The organism is Mesorhizobium sp. B2-5-13, assembly GCF_006440535.1.
In the GTDB taxonomy this organism is placed as follows: domain Bacteria; phylum Pseudomonadota; class Alphaproteobacteria; order Rhizobiales; family Rhizobiaceae; genus Mesorhizobium; species Mesorhizobium salmacidum.
Genome location: NZ_VFUI01000030.1, coordinates 1 through 24,929 on the forward strand (window position 1 = coordinate 1; position 24,929 = coordinate 24,929).

The following is a 24,929-nucleotide window of genomic DNA, read 5'->3' on the forward strand; positions in this document are numbered from 1 at the left end:
CGATCGACCATCCGAATCATCCCTCTTCATTCCTTACGCACGGAATCACCAACCCGGTTCCGTGCAAAGGCCTCACAGGGGGAGAAGGAAGAATCAGCGCCTCTCAAGCCCGCCTCGAGCCTGCCAGCGGCGCTTCGCGATCGCTCAGCATCCGCGCTTCCGAGCGCACGCGCTGGCGCTCGTCGATGAACGCGGCCTGGATCGAGACCGCGGCGCCCGGCAGCCCGTCGGCGCGGCAGGCCGAGCAGACGATGCGACCCGACAGCGCGGCCAGCGGCGTGTTCCCGTTCACCCCGAAGCGCTTCAACTGATCGGGTCGCCACCACCTGTTGCGGCCGCAATCGGCGCATTCGACCGACAGCGAGGCGACCTGCGCGATCACTGCTTCCCTGCCCGGCAACGCCATCGTTCCTCCGTCCTTTTGTTCGTGATTTGTTCACATATTCCCGTGTTTTGAAGCAGGAGTCGAGTCGCAGTTTTCAAACTCCTCCAAAAGTCTCTCTTCTATGTCTATTTGAGTTATGCTTATATACCTTGCAAATATGAGTCGGCGCGGATTGCACGCGCCAGATCCGGGAGCAAGAATGGATGCCGCCGATTTCGCCCGCGCCTGCGGTTACACCGGCGACAGTCCCGCTTTGCTCGAAGCCTTCGAGGCGATCCGCCGCAACGGCATCGCGCAGGCCCGCCTGGATCATTTCAGGCGCAAGGCCGTCATCGAGGAATTGAAACAAACGGAGCTTCTGTTCCTGGCCGCGATCGGCCCGGCGCTATCGGCGCACGAAGCCGTCGAGGATGCGATCCGGTTCATCGCTGGCTGGCGAAACATGCCGCGCTGGCGCCAGGAAAGGCGCCTGCCCGATCTCGCCAGGGCAAGGCAGCAGCTTCTCATAGCCCGTTTCTTCCGCCGCTACGGCCATGGTTTGTGGGCAAGGCAGGCGGCGTGAGGCTCGACAGCGCCGTTTGCGGGTTTCAGGCGAGGACGTTTTGCAAGCAACGCGGCAGCCGGTGATCCCTTCTCCCACAACAAGGGGAGAAGGAAAAAACTCCCCTCACCGCCTCACCCGTGATTTCAGCCACCGGTCGAACGCCACCGCCAGGATCAGGATGAGCCCGATGACGATGCTTTGCGTGTAGGAAGAGACGTTGTTGAACTGCAGCCCGTTCTGCAGCACGCCGATCAGCGCCGCGCCCACCACCGTGCCACCGACCGAGCCGATGCCGCCGAACAGCGAGGTGCCGCCGATGACGACGGCGGAGATCACCGTCAGCTCGTAGCCGATGCCGGCGACCGCTTCGGAAGAATTCAGCCTCGCCGACAGCACGAAGGCGGCGAGCCCGGCGAAGAAGCCGACGATGACATAGACAGAGACCAGGATGCGGTCGACGCGCAGGCCCGACAGTCGTGCCGCTTCGGCATTGCCGCCGACGGCGTAGACGGCACGGCCATAGCGGGTGTAGCGCAGCACGATGTGGCACAGGATGGCGGCGACGGCGAAGATCAGCGCCGGCACCGGCACCGGGCCGATCAGGCCGGTGCCGAACCAGCGCATCGAGGCGTCGAAGCCGGAGATCGGACCGCCATTGGAAATGGTCAGCGTCAGCCCGCGGAACACCGTCAGCCCGCCCAGCGTGACGACGAAGGGCGGCACTTTCAGCCTTGTGATGGCGACCCCCTGCACGCCGCCAGCGAGCGCACCGACCACGACGGCGGCCAGCAGCGCCGCGAACCAGCCATAGCCCTGCGTGCCTGACGTCGACAGCGACAGCGTGTTGGCGGTGCCGCCCTTGGCCACGACGGCCGCCACCATGCCGCAGAAGGCGAGCAGCGAGCCGACCGACAGATCGATGCCGGCGGTGAGGATGACGAAGGTCATGCCGAGCGCGATCAACCCGGTGATCGATATCTGCCTGGTGATGTTAAACAGGTTGATCGGGTCCATGAAGCTCGGCTTCAGCACGGTGAAGACGACGACCAGCGCCGCCAGGAACAGCAGCGGCCCGAAGCTCATCAAAAGCCGGGCGATCGTCACGCCGCCACGCTGGTTCTGTTCCTCGGCGATGCTCATCGTGCCTGCCCTTCCGCATCCTGTGCCGGCGCGTCCTGTCGCGGCGTATCCTGCCTGTCGAGCGCCATCAATTCCATCAGCTTTTCCTCGTTTGCCTCGACGCCCGGCATCTGCCCGGTGATGCGCCCCTTGCGCATGGTGACGATGCGGTCCGACACCGCCAGCACTTCGGGCAGTTCGGACGAGATCATCATCACCGCGATGCCGCGCGCCGCCAGTTGCACCAGGATCTGGTGCACTTCCGCCTTGGCGCCGACATCGACGCCGCGCGTCGGCTCGTCGACGATCAGCACTTTCGGGTCGCGCGCCAGCCAGCGCGCCAGGATCACCTTCTGCTGGTTGCCGCCCGACAGGCCTTCGATCGCCTGTTCGGCCGACGCCATGCGAATCGACAGCATCTTCCTGAACCCCGACAGCGCGTCGCGCTCGCGCCGCTCGGCCATGAAGCCGAAGCCGTTGCTGAAACGCCCAAGCGAGGCGACCGAGAAATTCGGCAGGATACCAAGCGCGGCAAAGATCGCCTGGTGCTTGCGGTCCTCCGGCACCAGGCCGATGCCGAGCGCGATGGCGTCGGCCGGCGAAGCAGGCGCGATTTCCCTGCCGTCGAGCGTGATCGTTCCCGCAGCGATCCGGTCGGCGCCGAAAATGGCGCGCGCCAGCTCGGTGCGGCCTGAGCCGACGAGACCGGCGACGCCGAGGATCTCGCCGGCCTTGAGGTCTATGTCGACGCCGTCGAGCACGATGGCATGCGGCGCCTCGGGGTCGCGCACGGTGCGCAAGCCGCGCACGGAAAGCACGACATCGCCAGCCACCGCGCGTTGCGCCGGCCGCGCGTAAAGCTCGGAGGCGGCGCGCCCGACCATCTTCTCGATGATGGCGGGCAGCTTGATCGGCCCGCCCTGACGGTCGAGATGCCCCGCCAGCCTGCCGTCGCGCAGCACGGTCATGCGATCGCAGATGGCGGATGCCTCTTCCAGCCGGTGGGTGACGAACATGATCGCGACATGGTCCTTGCGCAGCCGGTCCATGATCGACAGCAGGCGCTGCACCTCTGTCTCGGTCAGCGCCGAAGTCGGCTCGTCCATGATGATCAGGCGGCTTTTCAAAGACAATGCACGGGCGATCTCGACCAGCTGCTGTTCGGCCACCGACAGCGCCGACACCGGCGTCATCGGGTCGATGGAGAGACCGACGCGGGCAATGATGGCGCGGGAATCCTGCTCCATCTTGCGCCAGCTCACCAGTCCGAGCGGGCCGGTCGGCGCGCGGCCAATGAAAATGTTCTCCGCCACCGTCAGCGTCGGGATCAGGCTGAGCTCCTGGTAGATGGTGACGATGCCGTGCCGCTTGGCATCCTGCGGGCTCGCCGGCTGGTAGTCGGCGCCGTCGAAGGTGATGCAGCCGCCGGAAGGCGGCATGACACCGGACAGGATTTTCAAGAGCGTCGATTTTCCCGCGCCGTTCTCCCCAAGCAGGCCGAGGATTTCGCCACGGCGGACATCGAGCGAGACATCGCTCAGCGCGGTGACGCCGGCGAAATGCTTGGTGACGCCCTCGACGGCAAGCAGGACCGGGGATGCGGCCTCAACTAAAGGCAAAGACTTCTCCTTGTTGCCACCCCTAGATTAGCCAGGTTGCGCTTGAACGCCCCCCTCTGTCCTGCCGGACAGAGGGGGGCGCTGTCCCGCCGGCTTATCAATCGAAGCTGACTGCCCTACTTCGTCTCGTTCAGCCTCTCCGCCTTGTCGAGATTGTCCTTGCCGATGACGATGGGCGTCAGCAGCACCAGCTTCTCCTTCGGCTCGGTCTTGTCCTTGGCGTAGGCGACCGCGATCTGCACGGCGGTGCGCGACTGCTTGCCGGGGAACTGTTCGACCGTGCCGGCGAGCTTGCCGTCGCGGACGGCGACCAGCGCTTCCGGCAGCGCATCGAAGCCGTAGATCTTGACGTCGCTGAAGTTGCGCGCGGCACACGCTTCGAGCGCGCCCAGCGCCATATCGTCATTGGCGCAGATGATGGCGTCCGGCTTGCCGTTGGCGGCAAGGCCGGCTTCCGTCACCGTCAGCGCCTCGGCGCGGGCGAAGTTGGCGGTTTGCTCATAGATGATCTGGTACTTGTCCTTCAGCGGATCGAGCACATTGTGCACGCCCTTGTTGCGGTCGATCGCGGGACCCGCGCCCGGCTGGCCCTGCAGGTGGAACAGCTTGGCGCCATTGGGGAATGCCGCAACCACGGCCTGGGCTTCCGCCTCGCCGCCCTTGACGTTGTCGGCGCCGACATGGGCAAGGATGCCCTGGACACCGTCGACGCGGCGGTCGATCGTCACCACGGGAACCCCGGCCTTGACCGCTTCCTCGATGGCTGGCGCCAGCGCGTTGACGTCGAGCGGCGAGATGACGATCGCGTTGACCTTCTGCACCAGGGCCGCCTCGATGTCGGCGGTCTGCTTGGTGGCCGAGTTCTGGCCGTCGCTCTCGGTCAGGTTGACGCCTTGCGCCTGCGCTTCGGCCTTGATCTCGTTCAGCATGTGCACGAAGAACGGAAAGCCGAGACTGGGCACCGAGCCGAGAATGGTCAGTTTGTCCGCGGCGAAAGCCGAGCGTGCGGCCAGCATCATGGCGCCCGCGGCCACGGACGTCATCAGGAATTCGCGTCTGTTCATGGGTTCCTCCTCCACAGAAGCGCACGTCCCTAAAAACCGGGACCGGTTTCAGGAAGGATCACGCGCCGGTTAAAGTGTTGGAGCATCCTCCTTGCGCCAAGAACGCATGCCGCTCCAGCTGACCGCCTAAATTCCTCCGATCGGCGTCAACAAGAGAATGCTAACCCAGGGTCAACCGTTTGTGCAACATCGATATAACAGAGCCGGACAGCGACTTGTCGGAATTGTCCGAAACTTTGGACTCTTCGGTCCGAAGGCCTTCTACGTCAGGAACGCCAAGGAGCGGCTCCAGAGCTGCGCGGCCGCCGTTGCATCGTAGTCGGGCAGTGCCGGGTCGGAAAAATAATGTCCCGCGTTTGGATAGCGGAAAACCTGCACATCCGCTCGCGCTGCCTCCGCATTTTCCTGCCAGGCGCGAATGTCCGGCTCCGGGAAAGTGGATCGGTGTCCGCGACATGCAGTTGGATCGGCAAGCCGGGTCGTGTGTTGGCAGGCACGGTCGCCAACCCATGCAACAGCAGAACACCCGCTGCCAGCGGCCGCGACGCCCAGAATTCCGCCACCACGCCGGCGCCCATCGAGATGCCCGCCAGCACCGCATCGCCCGGCGTCGAGGCAAGAGCCTCTCGCGCCTTCAGGCATATGGCATCCCAACCGATCCGCGCCTTGATCGCGAACCCTTCGTCGAGATCGTCCGTCGCCGCACCCTGATAAAGGTCTGGCAGTGCGACCGCATGGCCGCAGGCGCGAAGGCGTTCCGCAAGATGACGCTCGATCGGGCGAAGGCCAAGAACCGAGTGAAACAGGATCATGTTCGCCATGCGCCGGCCCATAGTCACGTAGATCCAGTCATTTTACCTGCCGGGGCTTGCAGCCTCAAGGCACACCGCATCGGCTTCCATTTTCCCGGTACGGCACTACCTTTGGGGCGGCCAAGCCGACGAAATGGAGACAGCATATGAAGCCGCGCATCATCTGCCATATGCTTGCCTCGCTCGATGGCAGCCTTCATCCGAGCCGCTACACCGAAAGCCCCGACGGCAGCCGGGCGGAGTGGTCGGGCCTCTATGAGCAGATCCACAACGACCTCGAAGGTGATGCCTGGATCGTCGGCCGCGTCACCATGGCCGAGATGAGCAAGGCCGCCGCGCATCCGCCCGCGCATGTGGGCAAGGTCGAGCGGCCGCATCATTTCGCGCGGCGCGACGCGGGCAGCTTTGCCGTGGCGCTCGATGCCTCGGGCAAGCTGCACTTCGCCAAACCCGACATCGGCGGCGACCATGTCGTGGTGCTGCTCGGGCATGATATCGAGGACAGCCATCTGGCCGAGCTCGCCGGCGACGGCGTGTCATATATCGTGTCGCGAACGCCCGGCATCGATCTCGCCGCCATGCTGGACGTGCTTGCCCGTGAGCTCGGCATTCGCCGCCTGCTGCTCGAAGGCGGCGCCGGCATCAACGGCTCCTTCCTGGCGGCGGGGCTGGTCGATGAGCTCAGCCTACTGATTGCCCCCGCGCTCGACGCGCGGGCGGCAAACCAGGGCTTTGTCGAGTTCGGTGAAAGCGGCCTTGCCGGCAAGATGCGGTTGTCGCTCACGGATTGCAAAGCCCTCGCGCATGGGCTCGTCCATTTGCGCTACGCCGTCACCCCTGGCTAAGGCCGCCTCTTACGCGCGTCAGTATCGCATGGCGTCGAGGTCGGCGATCAGCGTCGGCCCGGTCGGATGCCAGCCGAGCCGCGCCTGGGTCAGCGCGCTGGAGGCCGGCAGGTCCATGGGGGCGAACATCGCTATCCAGCCGAAATGCTCCGCCGCCTTTTCAGGCGCGATCGAAACGGCCGGCAGGTTCAGCCCCCGGCCAAGCGCCTCGGCGATCGCGCGGACCTCGACGCCTTCCTCGCCGACCGCGTGATAACGCGCACCCGGCTGCCGCTTTTCCACTGCAAGACGGTAGAGGCGCGCCGCGTCGACGAGATGGCCCGCCGCAAAGCGATTGCAGCCTTCACCGACATAGGCCGAGACGCCTTTCTGGCGCGCGATTTCGATGAGCGGCGAGATCAGCCCCTGCTTGACCGTGTTATGGACCTGCGGCAGCCGCATCACAGACACGTTGATGCCCGCCTCCAGCAGAGCATTCCCGGCGAGTTCGGAGGCGACGCGCGGATTGGGATGGCTGGGGTTGAAGACGTCCTCGACCGCCAACTGGCCATGGCCGGGGGCGCCCATGCCGGTGCCCGACGTGATCACCAGCGGCCGGTCGGAGCCGGCGAGTGCCTGGCCGAGTGCCGCGATGACGCGCCTATCCTTTTCGCAATTCTCGGCGAACCTCGAAAAATCATGGTCGAAGGCCGTGTGGATCACCGCTTCCGCCTTCGCCGCGCCGTCGCGCAGGCCCTCGGGATCCTCGAGGGTTCCGCGATACACCTCCACGCCCGCGGCGGCCAACGCCTCGGCGCCGGCATCCGAACGAGTGACGCCGATTACCTGATGGCCAGCCTGAAGAAGTTCGGGGACAATCGCCGAACCGATGAAGCCGGTGGCGCCGGTAAGAAAGATACGCATGCAAAATCTCCCGCACAGTTGCCCGCGCAGTATCGCTGGTCTATTATTCCATTAAAGTAGTGACCTTATCATGGTATAATGACTAACAGGATGCCCAACAATTCCGCCGGTTCGCTCGCAGCTTTTCTGAAGGACCGGCGCACCCGGCTGGATCCCTCGTCGTTCGGCTTCTCGGGACGCAGGCGCACGCCGGGACTGCGCCGGGAAGAGGTCGCCCAGCGCGCCAACATCAGCCCGACCTGGTACACATGGCTTGAACAGGGCCGCGGCGGCGCGCCTTCGGCCGACGTGCTGAACCGGATCGCCAAGGGACTGCTGCTGACCGAGGCCGAGCGCGAACATCTTTTCATGCTGGGGCTGGGGCGTCCGCCCGAGGTCCGCTACATCGGCGCCGACGGCGTCAGCCCCAGGCTGCAGCGCCTTATCGACACGCTCGAGGCAAGCCCGGCCTTGATCAAGACGGCGACCTGGGATGTCGTCGCCTGGAACCGCGCCGCGCAAATCGTGATGACCGACTACAGCACCTTGCCCCCGGGTCAGCGCAACATCCTGCGTTTCATGTTCCTGAGCCCCACTATCCGCGCCAAGCAGCACGATTGGGAGAACCTCGCCCGCTTCGTGGTCGGCGCGTTCCGGGCCGACGCGGCACGCGCCGGCGCGGTGTCCGAGGTCGCCCAGCTCGTGGACGAGCTTTGCAGCGCCAGTCCCGAGTTTGCCGCCCTGTGGCGGGAACACGACGTGCTCAGCCATGGCGACGGGACAAAGCGCCTGAAGCATCCCGAGCTCGGCGACATCGAGCTCGAATATTCGGCCTTCGCGGTCGACGGCCGGCCGGATCTGAGCCTGACCGTCTACAACCCGGTGGACGGCAAGGTCGCCGACCGAATTCGCGCGCTGGCCCGGCGCCGCGAACTGCAGGAGGCGGACCCATCGTAATGATGCAGGATTGGCAGGCGCGAGATCGGCAACGACCCGCGCCAATTCTGATTGCTCGGGCAACGCATTTTGCGTAGCCGGCCCGCCACCAGCCGGGCGGCGGGCCGGCGCGGCTACTCGATGATCTTGACGATCTTGCGGGTGCCCGGATCCACGACCACCGTCCGGTTGTCAATCACGGTGTAGCGATATTTGACGTTGGGAACTTCGTGGAGTTCAACGGTATCTGGCAAAGCCGTGCCGACATTGAGTTCCACGCCGGGAACCTTGACCGAAGCCAGCGGCTGCTTCTTCACATATTCCTTGATCACAGTTTCCTGCTCGGGCTGGATGACGACGTCCTCGGCGGCGGCCGCGCCGACACCTGCGAGCAACAGAACCGCGGCTACGGCGGCAAGATTCTTTTTCATCAGTTCCTCCATATGAAATCCACGCAGCTACAACATTGTCACCGCGCTGCCGATCGAACTTCAGGCGGGATTGAATGTTCCAGGATTGGGCTTCGGTCCGGCCTGCCCCAGACTTAGGTCCCATCTCAAAACGCAATGGTCCTGCCGGAGCCGCCGCCGGGAACGACCATCTTTCGCGCTCGTTGTTCGCTGCAAGGTCACCGGCAGGTAGCGGGCGAAAGTTGGACTGCGACCGCGCGTGTTTTTTTCGAATTGGCGCAGCTAACGTCCCTTCCTGCGCCAACAGGGTTCGCCCGCTGCTTCCATGCGGTGGGCGAACCCTGAATTCCCTGGTTCGGGCCGAGATGTGAGGAGATCCTGATGTTCAGCGACAAGGAAACCCGACTTATGGAGGCGGCGCTGTTGATGGCGGTCCCGTTATCGGCCCTGATCGCCGTCCTGCTCGTCAGCTTTACCGTGAGCTGGTAGCGGCCCTTGTCGTTTTTCACTGGCAATCGTGGCGCCGAGCTGAGGCGATGGGACAGCGGATGCGTCCATACAATCCCTGTCTAACGGATCTCGGCGTGCTTCCGTCACCCCGCGGATCGGGCTTAACCGTTGCCGAGGAATCAACGCTCGCCGCTGCCCGCGGAAATCGCGGTCTGTTCATGATGCTTCAGGAGAGGCAGCCCGGCCTGCCTTGGCGGAGGGCTCGGTACGTTGCGAGCAGGCCGGGCCATGCTCCGGCTGCCATCATTGGTGGAGGCTCGGCCGGTGCGCAGGCAGGTTGTGCCTTTATCGTTCGACCCGCAACTCGGACTGAAGTCCGAAGTATCAGGCGCATTGGTCCCACACGTTGAACATAGTCCGCTGGTGCTCGTTGCCCATTGCAGGTGCGTGATTTGGAGGAGAGATAATGCAGCTTGGTGAGATCATCGCCAATACCTTGGCCATCCTCTTGCTGGTTTGTTTTCTCGCCAGCACGTTCTTCCTTTTCGGAAAGCCATTGTGGCCGGAGCAGCATGCCCGCATGGTCATCATCCCGGCGGTCGACAGGATGACGACAGCCTCGACTGCGCCCAATGGCACACCTGTCCTGCCGGACACTTTCGACACCAGCCTTGCCCATCCAAGGCCGTCCTGAAGGCCGTCAAGGGCGCGCGCGGCAGCGAATGCAGCTGCGCGCGAACAGCCGGAACCAAAACGACCGGCAACGGTTTCCCACCTGAAGGGACCGTAACCACGGAAACAGCAGTAATGGAACTTCTGACCTTGGAACTGGCCAGGGCAAGGCAGCGACTTAACCGAGCGGAACTCGCCCTCGAACGTGCAAACGCGATGCTGGACGAGGACTGTGGCGTTGGTATCAATCTGAGGCTTTGTGACAGGATACGATCGGCGCAACAACGCGTCGGCGAGGCGAAGGCTCGTCTTGTGAAGCTCGATCCCGCCAGCGCAGATTCAGTTCACAGCGGTTGAAGGTGCCTGGCCTGATCCTCATTCAGGCAATCGCCAGCTCAGCCTCGATCCAAACTCTACCGGCAACCCGGCCCCCAGGATTTGGGAAGGCTCAAGTCTTGCGCCGCGAACCGGTCGAGCGTTGGCCGCTGAGGTGCGGACGCCAGCCATGCACCCGGTCCCGCCCCGCGGCCTTGGCGCCGTAGAGCGCCTCGTCGGCGCGGCTCAGAAGATCGGCGATCTCGATGGCGGCGGCGGCCTCGAAGGTGCTGACACCGATGCTGACGGTGACGATGCCTTTTTCGCTGCCGGCATGCCCGATAGCGAGGCCGCGCACCTTGCTCCTGAGGTTTTCGGCGATGACGAAGGCCCCATGCGCGTCGGTCTCGGGCAGGATGAGCCCGAACTCCTCGCCGCCATAGGGGGCGGCGGCGTCTGCCGGCCGGCGGGCTGCCGCCTCGATGCAGTGGCTGACGACGCGCACGCACTCGCCTGCCGGATGGCCGTAATGGTCGTTGAACCGCTTGAACAGTCAACGTCGATGATGAGCAGGCTGAGCGGCATTGCGTTGCGGCTGGCGCGGGCGAATTGGCGCGCCAGCGCTTCGTCGAAGGCGCGCCGCGTCAACAGTTCGGTCAGGCCGTCGCGGTGCGCCAGGAGGTTCAGCTTCTCATTGGCGGCCATCAGTTCGGCCTCGACCTGCTTGGCCTCGGCGATGTCGGAAAACATGCTGAGGCTTCCGCCATCGCCGGTCGGCCGGGTGCGCACATCGAGCCAGCGCCCGTCGGCAAGCCGGACCTGACGGTGACTGACAAGTTTCTGCGAGGCCATGATGCCGGCGATCCACTCCTCGAGAGCGTCCGGCGGCGTGACGCCTTCGCCGCGCGCCGCCGAAGCGCGCAAGATGTCGCGGTAGTCGGCACCCGGCACGATATCGGTCCGGGATCACCCCCACCGCATCCCACCGACAAAATCGATGAAAGCCCGCAGCGGCGCTGGCGTCAGGCGGCGGCCGGGATAGTAGAGGAACGGGCCTGAAAATTCCTGCCACCAGGGCTCCAGCACCGGCTCCAGCCGGCCGTCGTCGAAATAGGGGCGCAGCCAGTCCTCGAACAGCGAGACGATGCCGCCGCCGGCGACCGCCACCTCGAGCGCAAGCGCCATTGCCGTACCGGTGCTGACCAGCAGCGGGCCGGTTGGGTCGACGCTCACCACCTCACCGTCGCGTTCGAACTCCCAGGGCGGCGTGAAGCCGCTGGCGAAGCGACCGCGCAGGCAGGCATGATCGAGCAGGTCGCGTGGATGGCCGGGCCGGCCGTGCCGGTCGAGATAGGCCGTAGCGGCGGCGGTGGCGAAGCGCTGCCGGCGCGGGCCGATCGGCACGGCGATCATGTCCTGCTCCAGCCGCTCGCCATAGCGGATGCCGGCGTCGCAACCGCTCGCCAGTATGTCGACGAAACTGTCCTCGGCGGTCACTTCCAGCCGGATGTCGGGATAGGCGGCGAGGAAAGGCGGCAAAAGGCGCGGCAGCACCAGTTTCGCCGCGACGACCGGCACGTTGAGCCGCAGCGTGCCGGTCGGGCGGCCGCGAAAACCGTTGACCACGTCGAGCGCCGCATCGACTTCGCCGAGCGCGGGGCCGAGCCGCTCGAGCAGGCGCGCGCCGGCTTCGGTCGGCGCCACGCTGCGCGTGGTGCGGTTGAGGAGCCGCACGCCGAGCGCGCTCTCCAGCCGCCGCACCGTCTCGCTGAGGCTGGAGGCACTGACGCTGCCAACCCGGGCTGCCTCGCGGAAGCCGCCGGCGCGCGCCACCGCCATGAACGCCTGGAGGTCGCCCAGATCCGCCGCCATTGTTCGCCTTTCCGCACAGGCCGTGCTGATTGCACCATATTATCGTTCAGGTGCGCGTTGTCTATATCTGGCTGACCCAAAGGAGATGACACCATGACCGACATCAGCAAGGCCGGAACTTTCAAACTCGGCGACCGCACCGTGAAGCGCCTCGGCTACGGCGCCATGCAACTGGCCGGACCGGGCGTCTTCGGCCCGCCAAAGGACCGCGACGCCGCACTCGCCGTTCTGCGCGAGGCCATTGCCAGCGGCGTCGACCACATCGACACCAGCGATTTCTACGGCCCGCACGTCACCAACCAGATCATCCGCGAGGCGCTGCACCCCTACCCCGCCAACCTCACCATCGTGACCAAGATCAGTGCCAAGCGCGGGGCGGATGCATCGTGGATCCCCGCAATGTCACCGCAGGAGCTGACGCAGGCCGTACACGACAATCTGCGCAATCTCGGGCTGGATGTGCTCGAGGTCGTCAACCTGCGCTCCATGCATGGGATACACGGACCCGCCGAAGGATCGCTCGAGCCGCAGCTCGACACGCTCGCGGAACTGCAGCGCCAGGGCCTTGTGCGCCATATCGGCCTGAGCAATGTCACGCGCAAACAGATCGCGCAGGGGCGCGGCATGGTCGACATCGTCTGCGTGCAGAACCAATACAACATCGCGCATCGCCAGGATGACGCGCTGATCGACGAGCTTGCCGCCGACGGCATCGCCTATGTGCCGTTCTTCCCGCTCGGCGGTTTCACGCCGCTGCAGTCGAGCACGCTTGCCAACGTCGCGCAAAAACTTGGCGCGACACCCATGCAGGTGGCGCTCGCCTGGCTGTTGCAGCGCTCCCCCAACATCCTGCTCATCCCGGGCACCTCGTCGGTCGGGCATCTCAGGGAGAATCTGGCGGCGGCCGAGCTGAAGCTGCCGGTCGATGTGATCCAGGTCTTGAACGGCATCGCGGCCGAGAAGGCAGCCGCCTGAGGCGGTCGCGGCAGAGAGAGCCGACATTCGAGCTTCCGATCTACCCCCTCGTGGGGGTGAGGAGTGGTCCGCGAAGCGGACGGGAAGCCAATTGCTTGGCTTTCCGAACGACGAACGCCCGGAGCGATAGCGTAGGGTCGGGTCCGGCAGGACAGAGGGGCGCGCCGTGGAGCGCGGCGGTGCCGAAACCCACCTCGCCCGGCTTGCGAAGCCGGCGCCGCCCGTGCCATCAGTCGGCCTGAGCGACACCGGCATTACGGCCATGACACCAAGGCACACACACCACACCGGCAGGCCGGCGAGCGCTGGCGTCAGCCTGAACCGCGCGCTGTCAAAACTCGGCCTGTGTTCGCGCACGCAGGCGCAGGTGCTGATCGCGGCGGGCCGCGTGCGTGTCGGCGGCAAGGTGGTGCGTGACGCGGCGTTGCGCGTCGACATGAGCCGCGACCGCATCGTCGTCGATGGCGAAGCGGTCGTTGCCGAGCGCAAGGTCTATCTGATGCTCAACAAGCCGCGCGGGCTCGTCACCACCCGCGATGATCCGCTCGAGCGCGACACCGTCTATGCCTGTCTCGAAGGGCTCGATTTGCCTTATGTCTCGCCGGTCGGCCGCCTCGACAAGGCGAGCGAAGGCCTGCTGTTGATGACCAACGACACACGCTTCGCCAACCGGCTGATGGACCCGGCCTCGCATCTGCCCAGGACCTATCACGTGCAGGTCGCCACGGTGCCGGATGAAACGACGCTGGACGAGCTGCGCACTGGCGTCACCGTCGACGGCGAGACCCTGACCGCCAACGCGATCAAGCTTTTGCGCAGCGGCGGCCGAACCGCCTGGCTGGAAATCGTGCTCGACGAAGGCAAGAACCGCCACATCCGGCGTCTGCTTGCCGCCCACGGCATCGAGGTCAAGCGCCTCATCCGCATCGCCATCGGCGGCCTGCCGCTCGGCAACCTCGCCAAGGGCACGGCGCGGCATTTGACGGCGGAGGAACTGGCGTTGCTGGCGGAGTGAGCGTTCCTTTGCGTTGCTGGCCTTTTCGGCGGGTGACGGCCGGACAATGCCTCAAAAAATTCTCGTCACCACCGATGATTTCCACCCGCCTCCGCTGTCCTGATCATTAGGCGCCGGAATCCTCCGGGCCGGAAAGCGAGGTGATCCATGGGATCGTTGAAAGGTCAAAATGTCGTCGTGGTCGGAGGCAGCCGGGGCGTCGGCCGCTCCATCGTGGAAGCCGCGCTGAGCGAGGGAGCAACCGTGCTCGCCGTCGCCCGGGGCGCGGACGCTTTGAAGGAACTTTCCTGGGAGGCGTCGGGCGTAAGGACGCTGGCCGCGGACGCCACGCGGGAGGCCGCGCCAGAGGCAGTGTTCGCGGCGCTCGAACCGGACGTGCTGGTGATCTGCGCCGGTGCCTTCGCCCCGTCGGCACCGATTCAGGACCAGAGCTGGGACGAGTTCTCGGCCAATTGGGAAATGGACGTCAAGGCGTCCTTCCTGTTCTGCCGGGCGGCGCTGCGCGGCGGGCTGAAGCCCGGCAGCCGCGTGGTGCTGATCTCCAGCGGCGCTGCATTCAGCGGCGGCCCGCCGAATTCCGGTGGCTACTCCGGCGCCAAGCGCATGCAGTTGTTCCTCGCCGCCCATAGCCAAAAGGAAGCCGACCGGCTTGGCCTTGGCCTGCGCTTCATGGCGCTGGCGCCGATGCGCATCATGGCCGGCACCGGCGTCGGCCAGCGCGGCATATCGAGCGTTTCGGCCTATCTCGGCATCAGCCCGGCGGATTTCCTGGCCAGCATGACCGATATGCAGACGCCCGCCGATGTCGCCAGTGCCGTGGTCGCGCTCGCTGCCGGCAAGATGCAGGGCACCGGCTTCACGGTGAGCGGCAGCGGCCTTGCGGCGGCGGCGTGAGGCGCGCAGGATGGCCCGAAATCATCATGGCGAGCTCGAAATGACAGACGCCCCTGCCGGGCCATCCGGCCGGCCGGTCCTCGACCGGCCCGCCTTCGAGCGCCTGACCATCGCCCACCGCCGCGAACTCAAGCTGCACTGCTACCGCATGATGGGCTCGCTCCACGAGGCCGACGACCTCGTCCAGGACACTTTCCTGAAAGCATGGCGCGGCCGCTCGCAATTCGACGGCCACGGCTCGCCGCGTGGCTGGCTCTACGCCATTGCCACCAACAGCTGCCTCAACGCGATCAAGGCAAGGTCGTCGACGCGCCGCATTCTCGAAGAGCCGGCACGGCCGCCGACCGAAGGCCGCGCCGCTGCTGGCCCAGCCGCCGAACTAACCTGGCTGGAGCCCTATCCCGACGCCGAGCTGCCGGATCTCGCCGACGGCGAACCGGGCCCCGAAGCGCGTTACGAAACCCGCGAGGCCGTCCGGCTTGCCTTCGTCGCGGCGATCCAGCTTCTGCCGCCCAGGCAGCGCGCCGCGCTCCTGCTTTGCGACGTGCTCGGCTGGTCGGCGCTGGAGGCGGCGCAATTGCTGGGCGGCTCTACGGCGTCGATCAACAGCGCCCTGCAGCGGGCGCGCGCCACACTCGGCGAACGCTTTCCCAAGGGGCGGCCACTGCAGCGCGCGCGGCCGAGCGCCGACGAGGACCTGCTGCTCGAACGCTATATCAGGACCTGGGATGCCGCCAATCTCGACGGCTTCATCGAACTCCTGCGCGAGGATGCCACCTACCACATGCCGCCCTGGCACGACTGGTACCAGGGCCGCCAGGCGATCCACGGTTTCTTCGACACCGTGTGGAACAATTTCGCCGGTTACCGCGCGGTGGCGACAAGGGCCAATGGCCAGCCCGCTGTGGCGATCTATGCGCAGCGCCATCAGGATGCCGCGTGGCGCGCGCAATCGCTGCACGTCATCGAGCCGGCCGACGGCCAGATCGCCGCGCTGACGGTCTATGTCCGCCCGCTCGGACCCGATTTGTTCGCAGCCTTCGGCCTGCCGCCGGTCTGGTCCGAGCCGCAAGCGCGGCCATCGCAACCCATCTCCTGACAGAAAGCTGGCAGGAGACCTGGTCTATGGATCGGTCGGGAGCCGGTCGCGGCTTCGAGATCAAGGAGCCAATGCGATGAATTTCGTCTCTGTCCGCATCATCACATCAGATGTCCAGCGCCTCGTGCGCTTCTACGGCGAGATCACCGGCATGCCGGTGACGGTATACACGGAAGACTTCGCCGAACTGGCGACACCGGCCTGCACGCTGGCGATCGGCAGCACGCGCACTTTGATGCTGTTCGGCGGCGACATCGCCCGTCCCGCCGACAACCACACGGCCATCCTCGAATTCCGCGTCGGCGACGTCGATGCCGAATTCGCCCGGCTGTCGGACCTTATCAAGAACACGATCGTGCAGCAGCCCACCACCATGCCCTGGGGCAACCGCTCGCTGCTGTTCCGCGACCCCGACGGCAATCTGGTGAATTTCTTCCAGCCCGTCACCGCCGAGGCGATCAGGAAGTTCGAGAGGTAGAGAGCAGCCCAGCATCCGGAATTAGCCGAGGCTCTCCGCGTTCGTCATACCAGTGCGAAGCAGCCGCGAAGCGGCGTCGCGGAGACCCTGGTATCCATGCCGTGACAGCAATCGGGGGATGCAGCGGAACAGGATCGGCACCGTGGAGACGCCTTGAGTTCGCGGCATGGATCCCTTGGGCTGCGGAGCAGCTCCAGGGGTCTGCGCCGCGTCGCTACGCTCCTTGCTCCGCCCTGGATGACGAAGTGACGGGCGCTTCCGCGCTGAGCAGGCACCGCTGCACCCCTATTTCAGGTTCCACTTGCGCACAACCGGCTCGCCGAGGTCATGCTCGTAGCCGAGCACGCTGATGCTGGCCGTGTCGAGCACGAACAGCGCGCCGCCTTCCGGCGGCAGGCCGAGCCAGCGGGCGGCGAGCACGCGCAGGAAATGCGCGCTGGAAAAGATCAGTATGTCGGCGTTGGCCCTGCGCAGGCGCTCGATGATCCTGTCGGCACGGGCGCCGACATCGGCCGCCATCTCGCCTTGCGGGCAGCCATCGCGAAACACGTTCCAGCCCGGCCGCTCGGCCAGGATTTCTTTCGTCGTGCGCCCTTCATAGGCGCCGTAATCCCACTCCTGCAGGTCGTCCACCTTGACGCTTGTCGCGCCAAAGCCGGCAAGCACGCTGGTGTTGTAGGCGCGTTGCGAAGGGCTTGACCAAACCGCGGAAAACGACAAGCCTTTGAGCCGCTCCGCGACGCCGCGCGCGGCCGCCTCGCCGGCCGGCGTCAGCGGCATGTCGGTGCGCCCGGTATGCTGTCCCGAAAGGCTCCATGCCGTCTCGCCATGCCGGACCAGATGGATCTGCGGAAACGCGTTGCTCATGGGATGCCCTTCGATGTCGGCGGCACCTTAGAGGACGGTTTCGCAAAGGGGAATCCGGCCGGCGAAATTGTGCCATGCCTCTTCTCGACAGATTGGCGCTGAGGGGCGGCGCCGAGGCCGACGGTCGGCCGCTCCGACAACAAGCACCGATATTGGGCCACATCTCTGGCCCTGATCCCCGCCGCATTGGCTCAATGAATGAGCGCGGGGGCATAACTACCTCTGTTGGATAGTCATCAGGCATCACAGGTCGGATCATCATGTACAAACATCTGCTCATCGCCACCGACGGCTCGGAACTGGCCGACAAGGGCGTTGCCCATGGCCTCACGCTGGCCAAGGGCATCGGCGCCGCCGTCACCTTCATCACCGTTTCGGAACAATTCCCGATCTTCGCCTGGGGCGGCGCCATGGCCGGCTACGTCGCCGGCGATGAGCTGGCCGTCTACCAGGAAGAAGCGCGCCGCTACGGCAAGGAAGTGCTCGACAAGTGCAAGGCATCGGCCGACGCCGCCGGCGTGTCCGCCAAGCTGGTCCATGTCGAGGACAACCGACCCGCCGAAGCGATCCTGGACCTGTCCAAGGCGCAAGGTTGCGACCTGATCGTCATGGCCTCGCATGGCCGCCGCGGGCTGGGCAGGCTGCTTCTGGGCAGCCAGACGGCGGAAGTGCTGTCCTACACCGAGATCCCGGTGCTCGTGGTGCGGTAGCGGCCGCAACTCGGTATCTTCAAAATGGCGCCCTCGGTCAGCGCTGCTTGGCGGGTTCATTCGCCAGGGCATATTCAACCCGTGGCGGATGCCCGAAAAGCTGTTTGTAGGCGCGACTGAAGGCGGCCTCGGACTCGTAGCCGATGCGCAAGCCGATCTCGCCCACGCGCGCGTCTCGCCTGGCCAGCAGGTCCCGGGCCAGGCCTAGGCGCCATTCATTCTGATAGCGCAGCGGCGAGCGCCCGACGAGCGCGGCGAAGCGCTCGCAGAAGCTCGAACGCGACATGCCCGCCTTGTCGGCCAGTTCATTGATGCTCCACCGCTGCAGCGGCCTTTCGTGGATGGCTTTCAGTGATCGGGCGATGCGTGCATCCGAAAGCCCGCCGAGCCAGCCCGTGGCATGTCCTTCATGGACCCAACTGCGCAAGGTGCGGATGACCATGAGGTCGATGATGCGGGAAATCATCAAGGCCGCGCCGGGCTGGGCGTCGCTGGTTTCGATCATCAGGAACGGCAGCATTCCGTCTATCCATCCTGCCCCCTGGGCACGTCCGATATGGATGGATTGCGGCAAGGCAAAGATCATCCCCCGAAGACTATCCGGATCGAACCAGAAGCGGCAGGTGACGATCGCCACCTGCGCACGCGACGCCACCAGCCGCGACCCACCGGGACCGCGAGGCAGGAGCACGAGGTCGCCGGCCTCGATGACGACAGGGGCCTGATCCTCGCTCTCCATGTGCAGCGCGCCGGCTGTCACCACGACGATATGGGCTTGCCCTTCGTCGAGATCGAGTTGTTCCGCCTTTGCCAGCGAACGCGAAAAAACCTGGTCCCCGGTAAGCCTGATCTGCGCCAGCACATGCGACAGGAGATCGCCGGTAACGTGGGATGCTCCATCCGGAAGAATGGACAAATTTTCAGGCGATTCCGTCATGGATGCGGTCAGCCGGTTCCCCTACATTCCTAACGACGATAGCGCATTTCGTGCTGATTATGCGCTGTTTTTACCTTGGATTAAAGCCGTTCCCGCAAGCAAAGCCGCGAGCATGAGCTGTTCCAATCATCCAACCTGAGGACATGATCCCAGTCGATCAAGCGGGTCAACTCGCCGCCCTCGGGCCATTCCAACCAGCAAGACAGGACGTTCCAATGAGCACTCAAACACTCCAGGCACCCGACGCCGCATCGCAATGGCTGAAGTCATATTATTTCCTGCGGGCAGGCTTTTCGGTGGCCTGGGTAGCGGCCGCCTTTACCCTTGGCAAAAGCGCGCCGCCGGTCGCGGCGGTACTGCTGGTCGCCTACCCCGCATGGGACGCGATCGCCAATAGTCTGGATGCGCAGCGCAGCGGTGGACTGAAGGCCAATTCCAGCCAGGCGCTCAACGCGGCGGTCAGCACGATCACGGCCATCGCGGTCTTCATCGCTCTTGGACAGGGCCCGCACGCGGTCCTGGCGGTGTTCGGGGCGTGGGCCGTTCTCTCCGGCTTGTTCCAGCTTGCGACCGGTGTGCGCCGTTGGCGAGCCGGCGCGCAATGGGCGATGGTGCTGAGCGGTGCGCAGTCGGCGCTTGCCGGCGGCTTCTTCATCAAACAGGCAATCGGCACCGCGACGCCGGGCATCACCGATATCGCGCCCTATGCCGCGTTCGGCGCCTTCTATTTTCTCGTCTCGGCGATATGGCTGAGCGTCATGCAGGCACGCAAGCCCACCGCTTGATCCCGTGCTGGGCCTGGCCGAAACACTCGCAAGACCGTTTGCGGCCCGGCCCTTTTTAGCCCCGCAGCACAGCCTCCAGCGCGAGATAGGCACCCAGCACCAGCAAGCCGGCGAAGAACACCGTGCGAAAGGTCCCGACGCTCATCCTCTGGCGCAGCGCCTGGCCGATGAACATGCCGGCCAGCGCCGGCGCCAGGGCCAGGACCGACCCCGCCAGTTGCGCCGTCGGCGATACCAGTGCGCCGGTCGTGAATAGTCCGAAGCCAAGGGCCAAGGTCGATACGGTGAAGGACAGGCCGAGCGCCTGGATGAGGTCCTCTTTCTCCAGCCGCAACGATTGCAGATAAGGCACCGCGGGAATGACGAAGACGCCGGTGGCGCCGGTGACCAGTCCGGTCGCCACACCGACCAGCGGCGATATCCAAGCCTCATGGCGCGGCGGCGTGGTGAAGCCGGCCTTGGCCAGGCCGACCAGTGCATAGAGCACCAGCGCGGCGCCAAGCCCGGCCGAGGCCATCATCGTGTGCGCGCCGGTCAGCAGGCCGGCGCCGGTCACGGTGCCGATGACGACGCCGGCCATCATCATCCACAGGCGTTTGCACAAGCCGCCGAAGGACGGACCGGTGAACAACTGCCAGAGATTGGTGACCAGCGACGGGATCAACAGCAGAGCGGCGGCCTGCGCCGGCGGCATGGTCACCGCCAGCAGGCCCATCGCCACGGTCGGCAACCCCATGCCGACAACGCCCTTGACGAAGCCGGCAGCGAGGAAGACGGCGCCGATGAAGGCTATGGCCCCGCTCAGCATGGATGGACTTTGGGCACGCCGGGTTCCTTCAGTCGTGCAGCAACATGTCCGTCGCCTCGGCTTCCGGTTTTGCCGTTACGGCGTCGCGGCTGACGGAAGCCGCCGTCACCGCGCATCCCCGCACGCCAGACTGCATTTGCGCAGTGGCAAGCGAGGCCACCGCGAGCGCCAGCACGATCGCCGCGCTTTCAAGAATCCCGAGGCCTTGCCGGCCTGATGTTTTTTCACGCATCACACATCTCCACCGCAAATGATTTGACTGAGATGCACGCCGCCCACAATGTGGAAGTTGCGCTGCCAGCCTTCGGCCAGCACGAAGGCTGAAACGACGCGATACGATTTGCAGGAGCGAAAAAATGCGCTTCGACCTCACCGATCTCCGGCTGTTCCTGCTGGTGGCCGAACGCGGCAGCATCACGCGTGGCGCCGAACTCGCCGGCCTCGCCCTCGCCTCGGCAAGCGCGCGCATCAAGGGCATGGAGGAAAGCCTGGGCGCGCCGCTTCTGGAGCGGCTGCGCCGCGGCGTGGTGCCGACGGCGGCCGGACAGGCGCTGCTCCACCATGCGCGCGCGGTGCAGAACCAGATCGAGGCCATGGCCGGCGAGCTCTGCGCTTATGCCACTGGCCTGCGCGCCCGCGTGCGGCTGATGGCCAATACGGCGGCGACCAGTGAACTGCTGCGCGACACACTGCCGGCCTTCCTGGCCGCGCACCCCCGGATCGACGTCGACCTCGACGAACGCCCCAGCCATGAGATCGCCGAGGCGGTGGCGAACGGTGCGGCCGATCTCGGCATCGCCGCGACCTGGGCCGGTCTTTCGCATCTCGAGCAGAAGCCGTTTTTCGTCGACCGGCTCGTGGTGATCATCGCGCGGACCCAGCCCAGCCTCGAAAGCCGTACCGCCGCCCTTGCCGACATTCTCGGTGAAGCCTTCGTCGGCTTGAGCGCCGGCCATCCCTTGCAGGAGCACATAGCCCGCCAGGCCGCCAGGCTCGGCGGCCACCTGCACTTCCGCATCCGCGTGCCAGGCCTCGACAATGTCTGCCGGCTGGTCTCGCAAGGCGCCGGCATCGCCATCGTGCCCGAAAGTGCCGCGCGCCGCGCCGCCCGCACGCTGCGCAGCCTGCGGCTCACCGATGACTGGGCCACGCGCCAGCTCAATCTGTGCGCCCGCAGCTTCGAAGCGCTGACGCCGCAGGCGAAGCTGCTGGCGGCGGCGCTGGTGTGAGGTCAAGCCGCACCGGCCTGGTCATACCACTTCCAACACCTTGCCCGTGTCGTGCTGGCGCACGAAATCGACGCGGGCGCCGTCCCAGTGATAACTGTAGTGGCGGCCCTGGACCGGGACACCGACGACGTCGGGCCAGAAGATGCCGATGCACTCTCCTTCCGCCATGCGCACGCTGTTCCACACCAGCCCATCGCTGCCGGCGGCCCGCAACGCCCGCCCTTCCGCCTGCGACGCGGCGTAGTCGTCCGGGTCGAGCACGCCGGGCACGGCGTTGACGTCGTCGAGGTCGCGGTCGACGCTGCCGATCAGCACGCGGAAATCGGCCGTCCAGCCGGGCGCCTCATTGGTGGCGCGCATGAATTTCTGGTGATGGTGGATGGTTTCGGCCAGCGCCACGTCCTCGCTGTCGCCGGCATAATAGATACCGTAGCTGCCGTCCGAGAAGCGGCCGGGCCGTAAGGTCGAGCAATGCACGAAAGGCGCCATGACGAAACTGGCGCCGGGACCCGAAACACGCCTTGCGGCCGGCACCTTGCCGAGATCGCCGAGCTCGAGCCGGATGCGCGGATTGGTCTTCTCCTCGACGGCGGCCAGCGCCTCCCAGTCGCGCGGGTCTGCGATGTCCTCGAACAAGTCGATCGGCGGATGGATGGAGCGGATGATGCGATAGGTCTGGGGCCAGTGGACGCGGCGCCGGACCGCAAGCCCACTCACCATGCACCACGCTCCGCGTCGAGCCATTCGCGCATCGCCGCGAGATCGGCGATGTCGCCGCGCAGCATCAGGTCGAGCGCGGATTGCCCGCCGAAGGCGGCATTGGGCTTGCGGATCCAGGCATAGCCGCGTGCCGGCTCGGTGAAGAGATAGCGCAGCCCCTTATGGATGCCCATCAGATGGGCCATGCGGGTGCGCAGGTCGCGGTCGATCCGGCCGATGCCGCCTTCCTTCCACCGTGCCCAGGTTCGCGCCGAGATGCCGCCAAGCAGGACACAGGCCTCGAAGTCGGTGAGATTCCAGGCCTTGAACAGATTGACCGTGGTCCGCGCCAAGGCGCCCGCCTCTTCATCCGAAATTGCGCTGCCAACCGTGGCCGGTGTGGTGACGATGGACTGAAGCTGCATGTTTAGACCTCGCTAATGGCATATATATAGCACGTATCTGCCAATTGGCAAGGATAAGCCATCAGGACTTCGGTTCCTCGCCCCATGAAATAGGGCGAGGAAATCTGGCGCCCGCGCCTATTCCGCCGCCTCATACCCCGCAATGCCCTTGATCTCGAGGAAATCCTCCAGCCCGTATTCGGCGTATTCGCGGCCATTGCCCGACTGCTTGTAGCCGCCGAAGGGCAGGCCGGCATCCCATTGGGGATAGTTGATGTAGACGTTGCCCGAGCGCATGCGCGCGGCCACGTCACGGGCCTTCTGCAGGTCCTTGGCCTGGATGTAGGAGGCAAGGCCATAGACGGTGTCGTTGGCCTGTTCGACTGCCTGTTCGACCGTGTCGTAGGGCAGGATCGACAGCACCGGCCCAAAAACCTCTTCGCGCGCGATGCGCATGTCGTGGGTGACGTCGGCGAAAACGGTCGGCCTGACATAGTAGCCGCGGTTGAGTTCGGCAGGGCGTCCGGGGCCGCCGGCGACCAGTGTCGCACCCTCGTCGATGCCGCTCTGGATCAGGTCCTGGATCTTGTCGAACTGGACCTGGCTGACGACAGGGCCGAGCTTGGTGTTGGCGCCATCGGCCGGGCCGACGGTGAACTTTTCAGCCGCCACCCTGGCATATCCGGCGGCCTCGTCGTGGCGGTCGCGCGGCACGAACATGCGCGTCGGCGCGTTGCAGGACTGGCCACTGTTGCTGAAGCAGCCGGCGACGCCCTTGCTGACGGCGGTGGCGAGATCGACATCCGGGAACAGGATGTTGGCCGACTTGCCGCCAAGCTCCTGATGCACGCGCTTGACGGTGTCCGCGGCTGCCTTGGCCACCAATATGCCGGCTCGGGTCGAACCGGTGAACGACATCATGTCGATGTCGGGATGGCTGGACAGCGCCTGGCCGACGCCAGGGCCATCGCCGTTGACGAGGTTGAACACGCCCTTCGGCACGCCGGCCTCGTCGATGATCTCGGCGAAGATGATGGCGTTGAGCGGCGCGATTTCCGACGGCTTCAGCACCATGGTGCAGCCGGCGGCGAGTGCCGGACCGACCTTGCAGGTGATCTGGTTCAGCGGCCAGTTCCAGGGCGTGATCAGGCCGACGACGCCGATCGGCTCCTTGACCACCAGATGGTTGCCCTTGACGTGGCGGAACTGGAAATTCTTCAGCGTCTCGGCCATCTTGGTCAGATGCGCCAGGCCGATGCCGACCTGGCTGTCGAGCGCCATCTGGCGCGGCGCGCCCATCTCGCGCGACACGGCCAGCGCCAGGCCCTTGCTGCGCTTCTTGTAGACGTCGATGACGCGGCTGAGGATGTCGAGGCGCTCCTCGACCGAGGTGAAGCCATAAGTGTCGAAGGCGCGCTTGGCAGCGGCCACCGCCTTGTCGACATCGGCCTTGGAGCCGAGCGAGATCTGCGCGAAGACATCCTCATTCGACGGATCGACGACGTCGAGCGTGTTAGGCACGACGGGATCGACCCATGCGCCATCGATATAGAACTGCAGATTGTGTGACATGGGTTTCTCCTGGAGTGTGCCGCATGGCCGGGCGGGCCGTCATATCGGGCGCGAAATAACAATGCGCAAACGGCGCTGTCAAACGCAACCCCCGAAGCGGTTGAGCCTGCGCGCCAATCGTTGATCAACGGCCGGCGATGAGCGGACTATAGCAGCGTATGCCCGGCTTCGCGCAGAAAGCCTTTCGCCGCGGGCTCGTCCGCCGCTTTCACCAGCAGGTGGTCGCCATCGAATGTCGATACCAGGAAGATGCCCAAACCGTTTTCCGACAGCGGCTTTATGACCGACAGCACAATGCCGGTTTCGTCGAACGCAAAGGGGCCCTGCAATTTGAAGGCGACCCAGTCGAGATCATGCTTGACGGCATCCGGCACGCGATCCTGGAGGCAGGTGATCGAGAGCTCGTCATCGGTTCTGGTGATGCTGACGAAGCCCGGTCGGTCCGTCCAGGCGGGAATGCCGTCACCGGCTTGAAGCCGCGAAATCGCATAGAGGCCAGTGAGTTGCTTAAGCTTGATCCTGGCAGTCATCC

At 65.4% G+C, this 24,929-nt stretch carries 31 protein-coding genes and 1 pseudogene; 15 read left to right on the forward strand and 17 right to left on the reverse strand.

Annotated features, from left to right (window positions below):
- Positions 1-103: 103 nt before the first annotated feature.
- Positions 104-406, reverse strand: a complete 303-nt coding sequence (locus tag FJ434_RS27430) for a hypothetical protein (protein WP_140508526.1) — start codon at positions 404-406, stop codon at positions 104-106.
- 178 nt (positions 407-584) lie between these two features.
- Here FJ434_RS27430 and FJ434_RS27435 point away from each other — a divergent pair, with 178 nt between their 5' ends.
- Positions 585-947 carry a hypothetical protein gene (locus tag FJ434_RS27435; RefSeq protein ID WP_140750589.1) on the forward strand — a complete coding sequence of 121 codons (363 nt, stop codon included), beginning with the start codon at positions 585-587 and terminating at the stop codon, positions 945-947.
- Positions 948-1,052: 105 nt separating this feature from the next.
- Here the strand turns inward: FJ434_RS27435 and FJ434_RS27440 are convergent, their stop codons facing one another.
- From FJ434_RS27440 to FJ434_RS27450, 3 genes are all read right to left on the reverse strand, one after another.
- A complete protein-coding gene (locus FJ434_RS27440) occupies positions 1,053-2,069 on the reverse strand; it encodes an ABC transporter permease (RefSeq protein WP_140718462.1) in 1,017 nt (338 codons plus the stop codon).
- Entirely contained in the window at positions 2,066-3,667 is a 1,602-nt protein-coding gene (locus FJ434_RS27445; protein WP_140750591.1) for a sugar ABC transporter ATP-binding protein, read from the reverse strand. Before FJ434_RS27445 ends, FJ434_RS27440 begins: the two co-directional genes overlap by 4 nt.
- Positions 3,668-3,783: 116 nt before the next feature.
- Complete coding sequence (locus tag FJ434_RS27450; protein WP_140508520.1) at positions 3,784-4,731, reverse strand: substrate-binding domain-containing protein; 948 nt, start codon at positions 4,729-4,731, stop codon at positions 3,784-3,786.
- 509 nt (positions 4,732-5,240) lie between these two features.
- On the opposite strand from FJ434_RS27450, the gene FJ434_RS30650 reads away from it, so the two are divergent.
- Together FJ434_RS30650 and FJ434_RS27460 are read left to right on the forward strand one after the other, a co-directional pair.
- Positions 5,241-5,693 carry a hypothetical protein gene (locus FJ434_RS30650; protein WP_348640988.1) on the forward strand — a complete coding sequence of 151 codons (453 nt, stop codon included), beginning with the start codon at positions 5,241-5,243 and terminating at the stop codon, positions 5,691-5,693.
- The gene (locus FJ434_RS27460) at positions 5,690-6,388 is read left to right on the forward strand and encodes a RibD family protein (RefSeq protein ID WP_140750594.1); all 699 of its coding nucleotides are present in this window, start codon (positions 5,690-5,692) and stop codon (positions 6,386-6,388) included. Before FJ434_RS30650 ends, FJ434_RS27460 begins: the two co-directional genes overlap by 4 nt.
- Before the next feature lie 18 nt (positions 6,389-6,406).
- On the opposite strand, the gene FJ434_RS27465 is transcribed toward FJ434_RS27460, so the two are convergent.
- On the reverse strand, positions 6,407-7,291 hold the full coding sequence (locus FJ434_RS27465) for an SDR family oxidoreductase (protein WP_140750603.1): 885 nt from the start codon (positions 7,289-7,291) through the stop codon (positions 6,407-6,409).
- Positions 7,292-7,381: 90 nt separating this feature from the next.
- Between FJ434_RS27465 and FJ434_RS27470 the strand changes: the two genes are divergently transcribed.
- Positions 7,382-8,227, forward strand: a complete 846-nt coding sequence (locus tag FJ434_RS27470; protein ID WP_181166023.1) for a helix-turn-helix transcriptional regulator — start codon at positions 7,382-7,384, stop codon at positions 8,225-8,227.
- Positions 8,228-8,340: 113 nt separating this feature from the next.
- Here the strand turns inward: FJ434_RS27470 and FJ434_RS27475 are convergent, their stop codons facing one another.
- Positions 8,341-8,637 carry a DUF1236 domain-containing protein gene (locus tag FJ434_RS27475; protein WP_140508514.1) on the reverse strand — a complete coding sequence of 99 codons (297 nt, stop codon included), beginning with the start codon at positions 8,635-8,637 and terminating at the stop codon, positions 8,341-8,343.
- Positions 8,638-9,532: 895 nt separating this feature from the next.
- Here FJ434_RS27475 and FJ434_RS27480 point away from each other — a divergent pair.
- The gene (locus tag FJ434_RS27480) at positions 9,533-9,760 is read left to right on the forward strand and encodes a polymerase (RefSeq protein WP_140508513.1); all 228 of its coding nucleotides are present in this window, start codon (positions 9,533-9,535) and stop codon (positions 9,758-9,760) included.
- Positions 9,761-9,873: 113 nt separating this feature from the next.
- The gene (locus tag FJ434_RS27485; RefSeq protein WP_027146292.1) at positions 9,874-10,095 is read left to right on the forward strand and encodes a hypothetical protein; all 222 of its coding nucleotides are present in this window, start codon (positions 9,874-9,876) and stop codon (positions 10,093-10,095) included.
- Between the two features lie 91 nt (positions 10,096-10,186).
- On the opposite strand, the gene FJ434_RS30550 is transcribed toward FJ434_RS27485, so the two are convergent.
- The 3 genes and pseudogenes from FJ434_RS30550 to FJ434_RS27495 form a co-directional block, all read right to left on the reverse strand.
- Positions 10,187-10,558 (reverse strand): diguanylate cyclase, encoded by a 372-nt coding sequence (locus FJ434_RS30550; RefSeq protein ID WP_281406458.1) that lies wholly within the window; start codon positions 10,556-10,558, stop codon positions 10,187-10,189.
- A 105-nt stretch (positions 10,559-10,663) separates the two neighbouring features.
- Positions 10,664-11,004: pseudogene (locus FJ434_RS30655) on the reverse strand (PAS-domain containing protein); the annotation flags it as partial.
- A gap of 15 nt (positions 11,005-11,019) precedes the next feature.
- Positions 11,020-11,925, reverse strand: coding sequence for a LysR family transcriptional regulator (locus tag FJ434_RS27495; RefSeq protein ID WP_140508511.1), 906 nt, complete (start codon positions 11,923-11,925; stop codon positions 11,020-11,022).
- 93 nt (positions 11,926-12,018) lie between these two features.
- Between FJ434_RS27495 and FJ434_RS27500 the strand changes: the two genes are divergently transcribed.
- The 5 genes from FJ434_RS27500 (at position 12,019) to FJ434_RS27520 (ending at position 16,386) form a co-directional block, all read left to right on the forward strand.
- Positions 12,019-12,900: an aldo/keto reductase family oxidoreductase gene (locus FJ434_RS27500; protein WP_140508510.1), complete on the forward strand. Its 882-nt coding sequence runs from the start codon at positions 12,019-12,021 to the stop codon at positions 12,898-12,900.
- A gap of 262 nt (positions 12,901-13,162) precedes the next feature.
- Complete coding sequence (locus tag FJ434_RS27505; RefSeq protein WP_140750788.1) at positions 13,163-13,915, forward strand: pseudouridine synthase; 753 nt, start codon at positions 13,163-13,165, stop codon at positions 13,913-13,915.
- 147 nt (positions 13,916-14,062) lie between these two features.
- Positions 14,063-14,809, forward strand: a complete 747-nt coding sequence (locus tag FJ434_RS27510) for an SDR family oxidoreductase (RefSeq protein ID WP_140750607.1) — start codon at positions 14,063-14,065, stop codon at positions 14,807-14,809.
- 40 nt (positions 14,810-14,849) lie between these two features.
- Positions 14,850-15,908, forward strand: coding sequence for an RNA polymerase subunit sigma-70 (locus FJ434_RS27515; protein ID WP_140750609.1), 1,059 nt, complete (start codon positions 14,850-14,852; stop codon positions 15,906-15,908).
- Between the two features lie 76 nt (positions 15,909-15,984).
- Positions 15,985-16,386: a VOC family protein gene (locus FJ434_RS27520; RefSeq protein WP_140508505.1), complete on the forward strand. Its 402-nt coding sequence runs from the start codon at positions 15,985-15,987 to the stop codon at positions 16,384-16,386.
- 285 nt (positions 16,387-16,671) lie between these two features.
- Here FJ434_RS27520 and FJ434_RS27525 read toward each other — a convergent pair whose 3' ends face one another.
- Positions 16,672-17,253, reverse strand: coding sequence for a histidine phosphatase family protein (locus FJ434_RS27525; protein WP_140750611.1), 582 nt, complete (start codon positions 17,251-17,253; stop codon positions 16,672-16,674).
- A gap of 260 nt (positions 17,254-17,513) precedes the next feature.
- On the opposite strand from FJ434_RS27525, the gene FJ434_RS27530 reads away from it, so the two are divergent.
- The gene (locus FJ434_RS27530) at positions 17,514-17,963 is read left to right on the forward strand and encodes a universal stress protein (protein ID WP_027146284.1); all 450 of its coding nucleotides are present in this window, start codon (positions 17,514-17,516) and stop codon (positions 17,961-17,963) included.
- Positions 17,964-18,000: 37 nt separating this feature from the next.
- Here FJ434_RS27530 and FJ434_RS27535 read toward each other — a convergent pair whose 3' ends face one another.
- Complete coding sequence (locus tag FJ434_RS27535; protein WP_140750613.1) at positions 18,001-18,900, reverse strand: AraC family transcriptional regulator; 900 nt, start codon at positions 18,898-18,900, stop codon at positions 18,001-18,003.
- Here FJ434_RS27535 and FJ434_RS29945 point away from each other — a divergent pair.
- Together FJ434_RS29945 and FJ434_RS27540 are read left to right on the forward strand one after the other, a co-directional pair.
- Positions 18,899-19,039, forward strand: a complete 141-nt coding sequence (locus tag FJ434_RS29945) for a hypothetical protein (protein WP_181166024.1) — start codon at positions 18,899-18,901, stop codon at positions 19,037-19,039. The genes FJ434_RS27535 and FJ434_RS29945 overlap by 2 nt on opposite strands.
- Before the next feature lie 76 nt (positions 19,040-19,115).
- Positions 19,116-19,685 carry a DUF308 domain-containing protein gene (locus tag FJ434_RS27540; protein WP_140750615.1) on the forward strand — a complete coding sequence of 190 codons (570 nt, stop codon included), beginning with the start codon at positions 19,116-19,118 and terminating at the stop codon, positions 19,683-19,685.
- Positions 19,686-19,740: 55 nt separating this feature from the next.
- On the opposite strand, the gene FJ434_RS27545 is transcribed toward FJ434_RS27540, so the two are convergent.
- Both FJ434_RS27545 and FJ434_RS27550 read right to left on the reverse strand, forming a co-directional pair.
- Positions 19,741-20,493 (reverse strand): sulfite exporter TauE/SafE family protein, encoded by a 753-nt coding sequence (locus FJ434_RS27545; protein WP_140750617.1) that lies wholly within the window; start codon positions 20,491-20,493, stop codon positions 19,741-19,743.
- Between the two features lie 28 nt (positions 20,494-20,521).
- The gene (locus tag FJ434_RS27550) at positions 20,522-20,725 is read right to left on the reverse strand and encodes a hypothetical protein (RefSeq protein ID WP_140750619.1); all 204 of its coding nucleotides are present in this window, start codon (positions 20,723-20,725) and stop codon (positions 20,522-20,524) included.
- A 124-nt stretch (positions 20,726-20,849) separates the two neighbouring features.
- Between FJ434_RS27550 and FJ434_RS27555 the strand changes: the two genes are divergently transcribed.
- On the forward strand, positions 20,850-21,722 hold the full coding sequence (locus FJ434_RS27555; protein WP_140750621.1) for a LysR substrate-binding domain-containing protein: 873 nt from the start codon (positions 20,850-20,852) through the stop codon (positions 21,720-21,722).
- A 21-nt stretch (positions 21,723-21,743) separates the two neighbouring features.
- Here the strand turns inward: FJ434_RS27555 and FJ434_RS27560 are convergent, their stop codons facing one another.
- From FJ434_RS27560 to FJ434_RS27575, 4 genes are all read right to left on the reverse strand, one after another.
- Positions 21,744-22,442: an RES family NAD+ phosphorylase gene (locus FJ434_RS27560; RefSeq protein WP_140750623.1), complete on the reverse strand. Its 699-nt coding sequence runs from the start codon at positions 22,440-22,442 to the stop codon at positions 21,744-21,746.
- The gene (locus FJ434_RS27565; RefSeq protein WP_140750625.1) at positions 22,436-22,846 is read right to left on the reverse strand and encodes an MbcA/ParS/Xre antitoxin family protein; all 411 of its coding nucleotides are present in this window, start codon (positions 22,844-22,846) and stop codon (positions 22,436-22,438) included. Before FJ434_RS27565 ends, FJ434_RS27560 begins: the two co-directional genes overlap by 7 nt.
- A 117-nt stretch (positions 22,847-22,963) precedes the next feature.
- The gene (locus FJ434_RS27570) at positions 22,964-24,397 is read right to left on the reverse strand and encodes an aldehyde dehydrogenase family protein (protein WP_140750627.1); all 1,434 of its coding nucleotides are present in this window, start codon (positions 24,395-24,397) and stop codon (positions 22,964-22,966) included.
- A 146-nt stretch (positions 24,398-24,543) separates the two neighbouring features.
- A complete protein-coding gene (locus FJ434_RS27575; protein WP_140750629.1) occupies positions 24,544-24,927 on the reverse strand; it encodes an ACT domain-containing protein in 384 nt (127 codons plus the stop codon).
- Positions 24,928-24,929 lie beyond the last annotated feature (2 nt).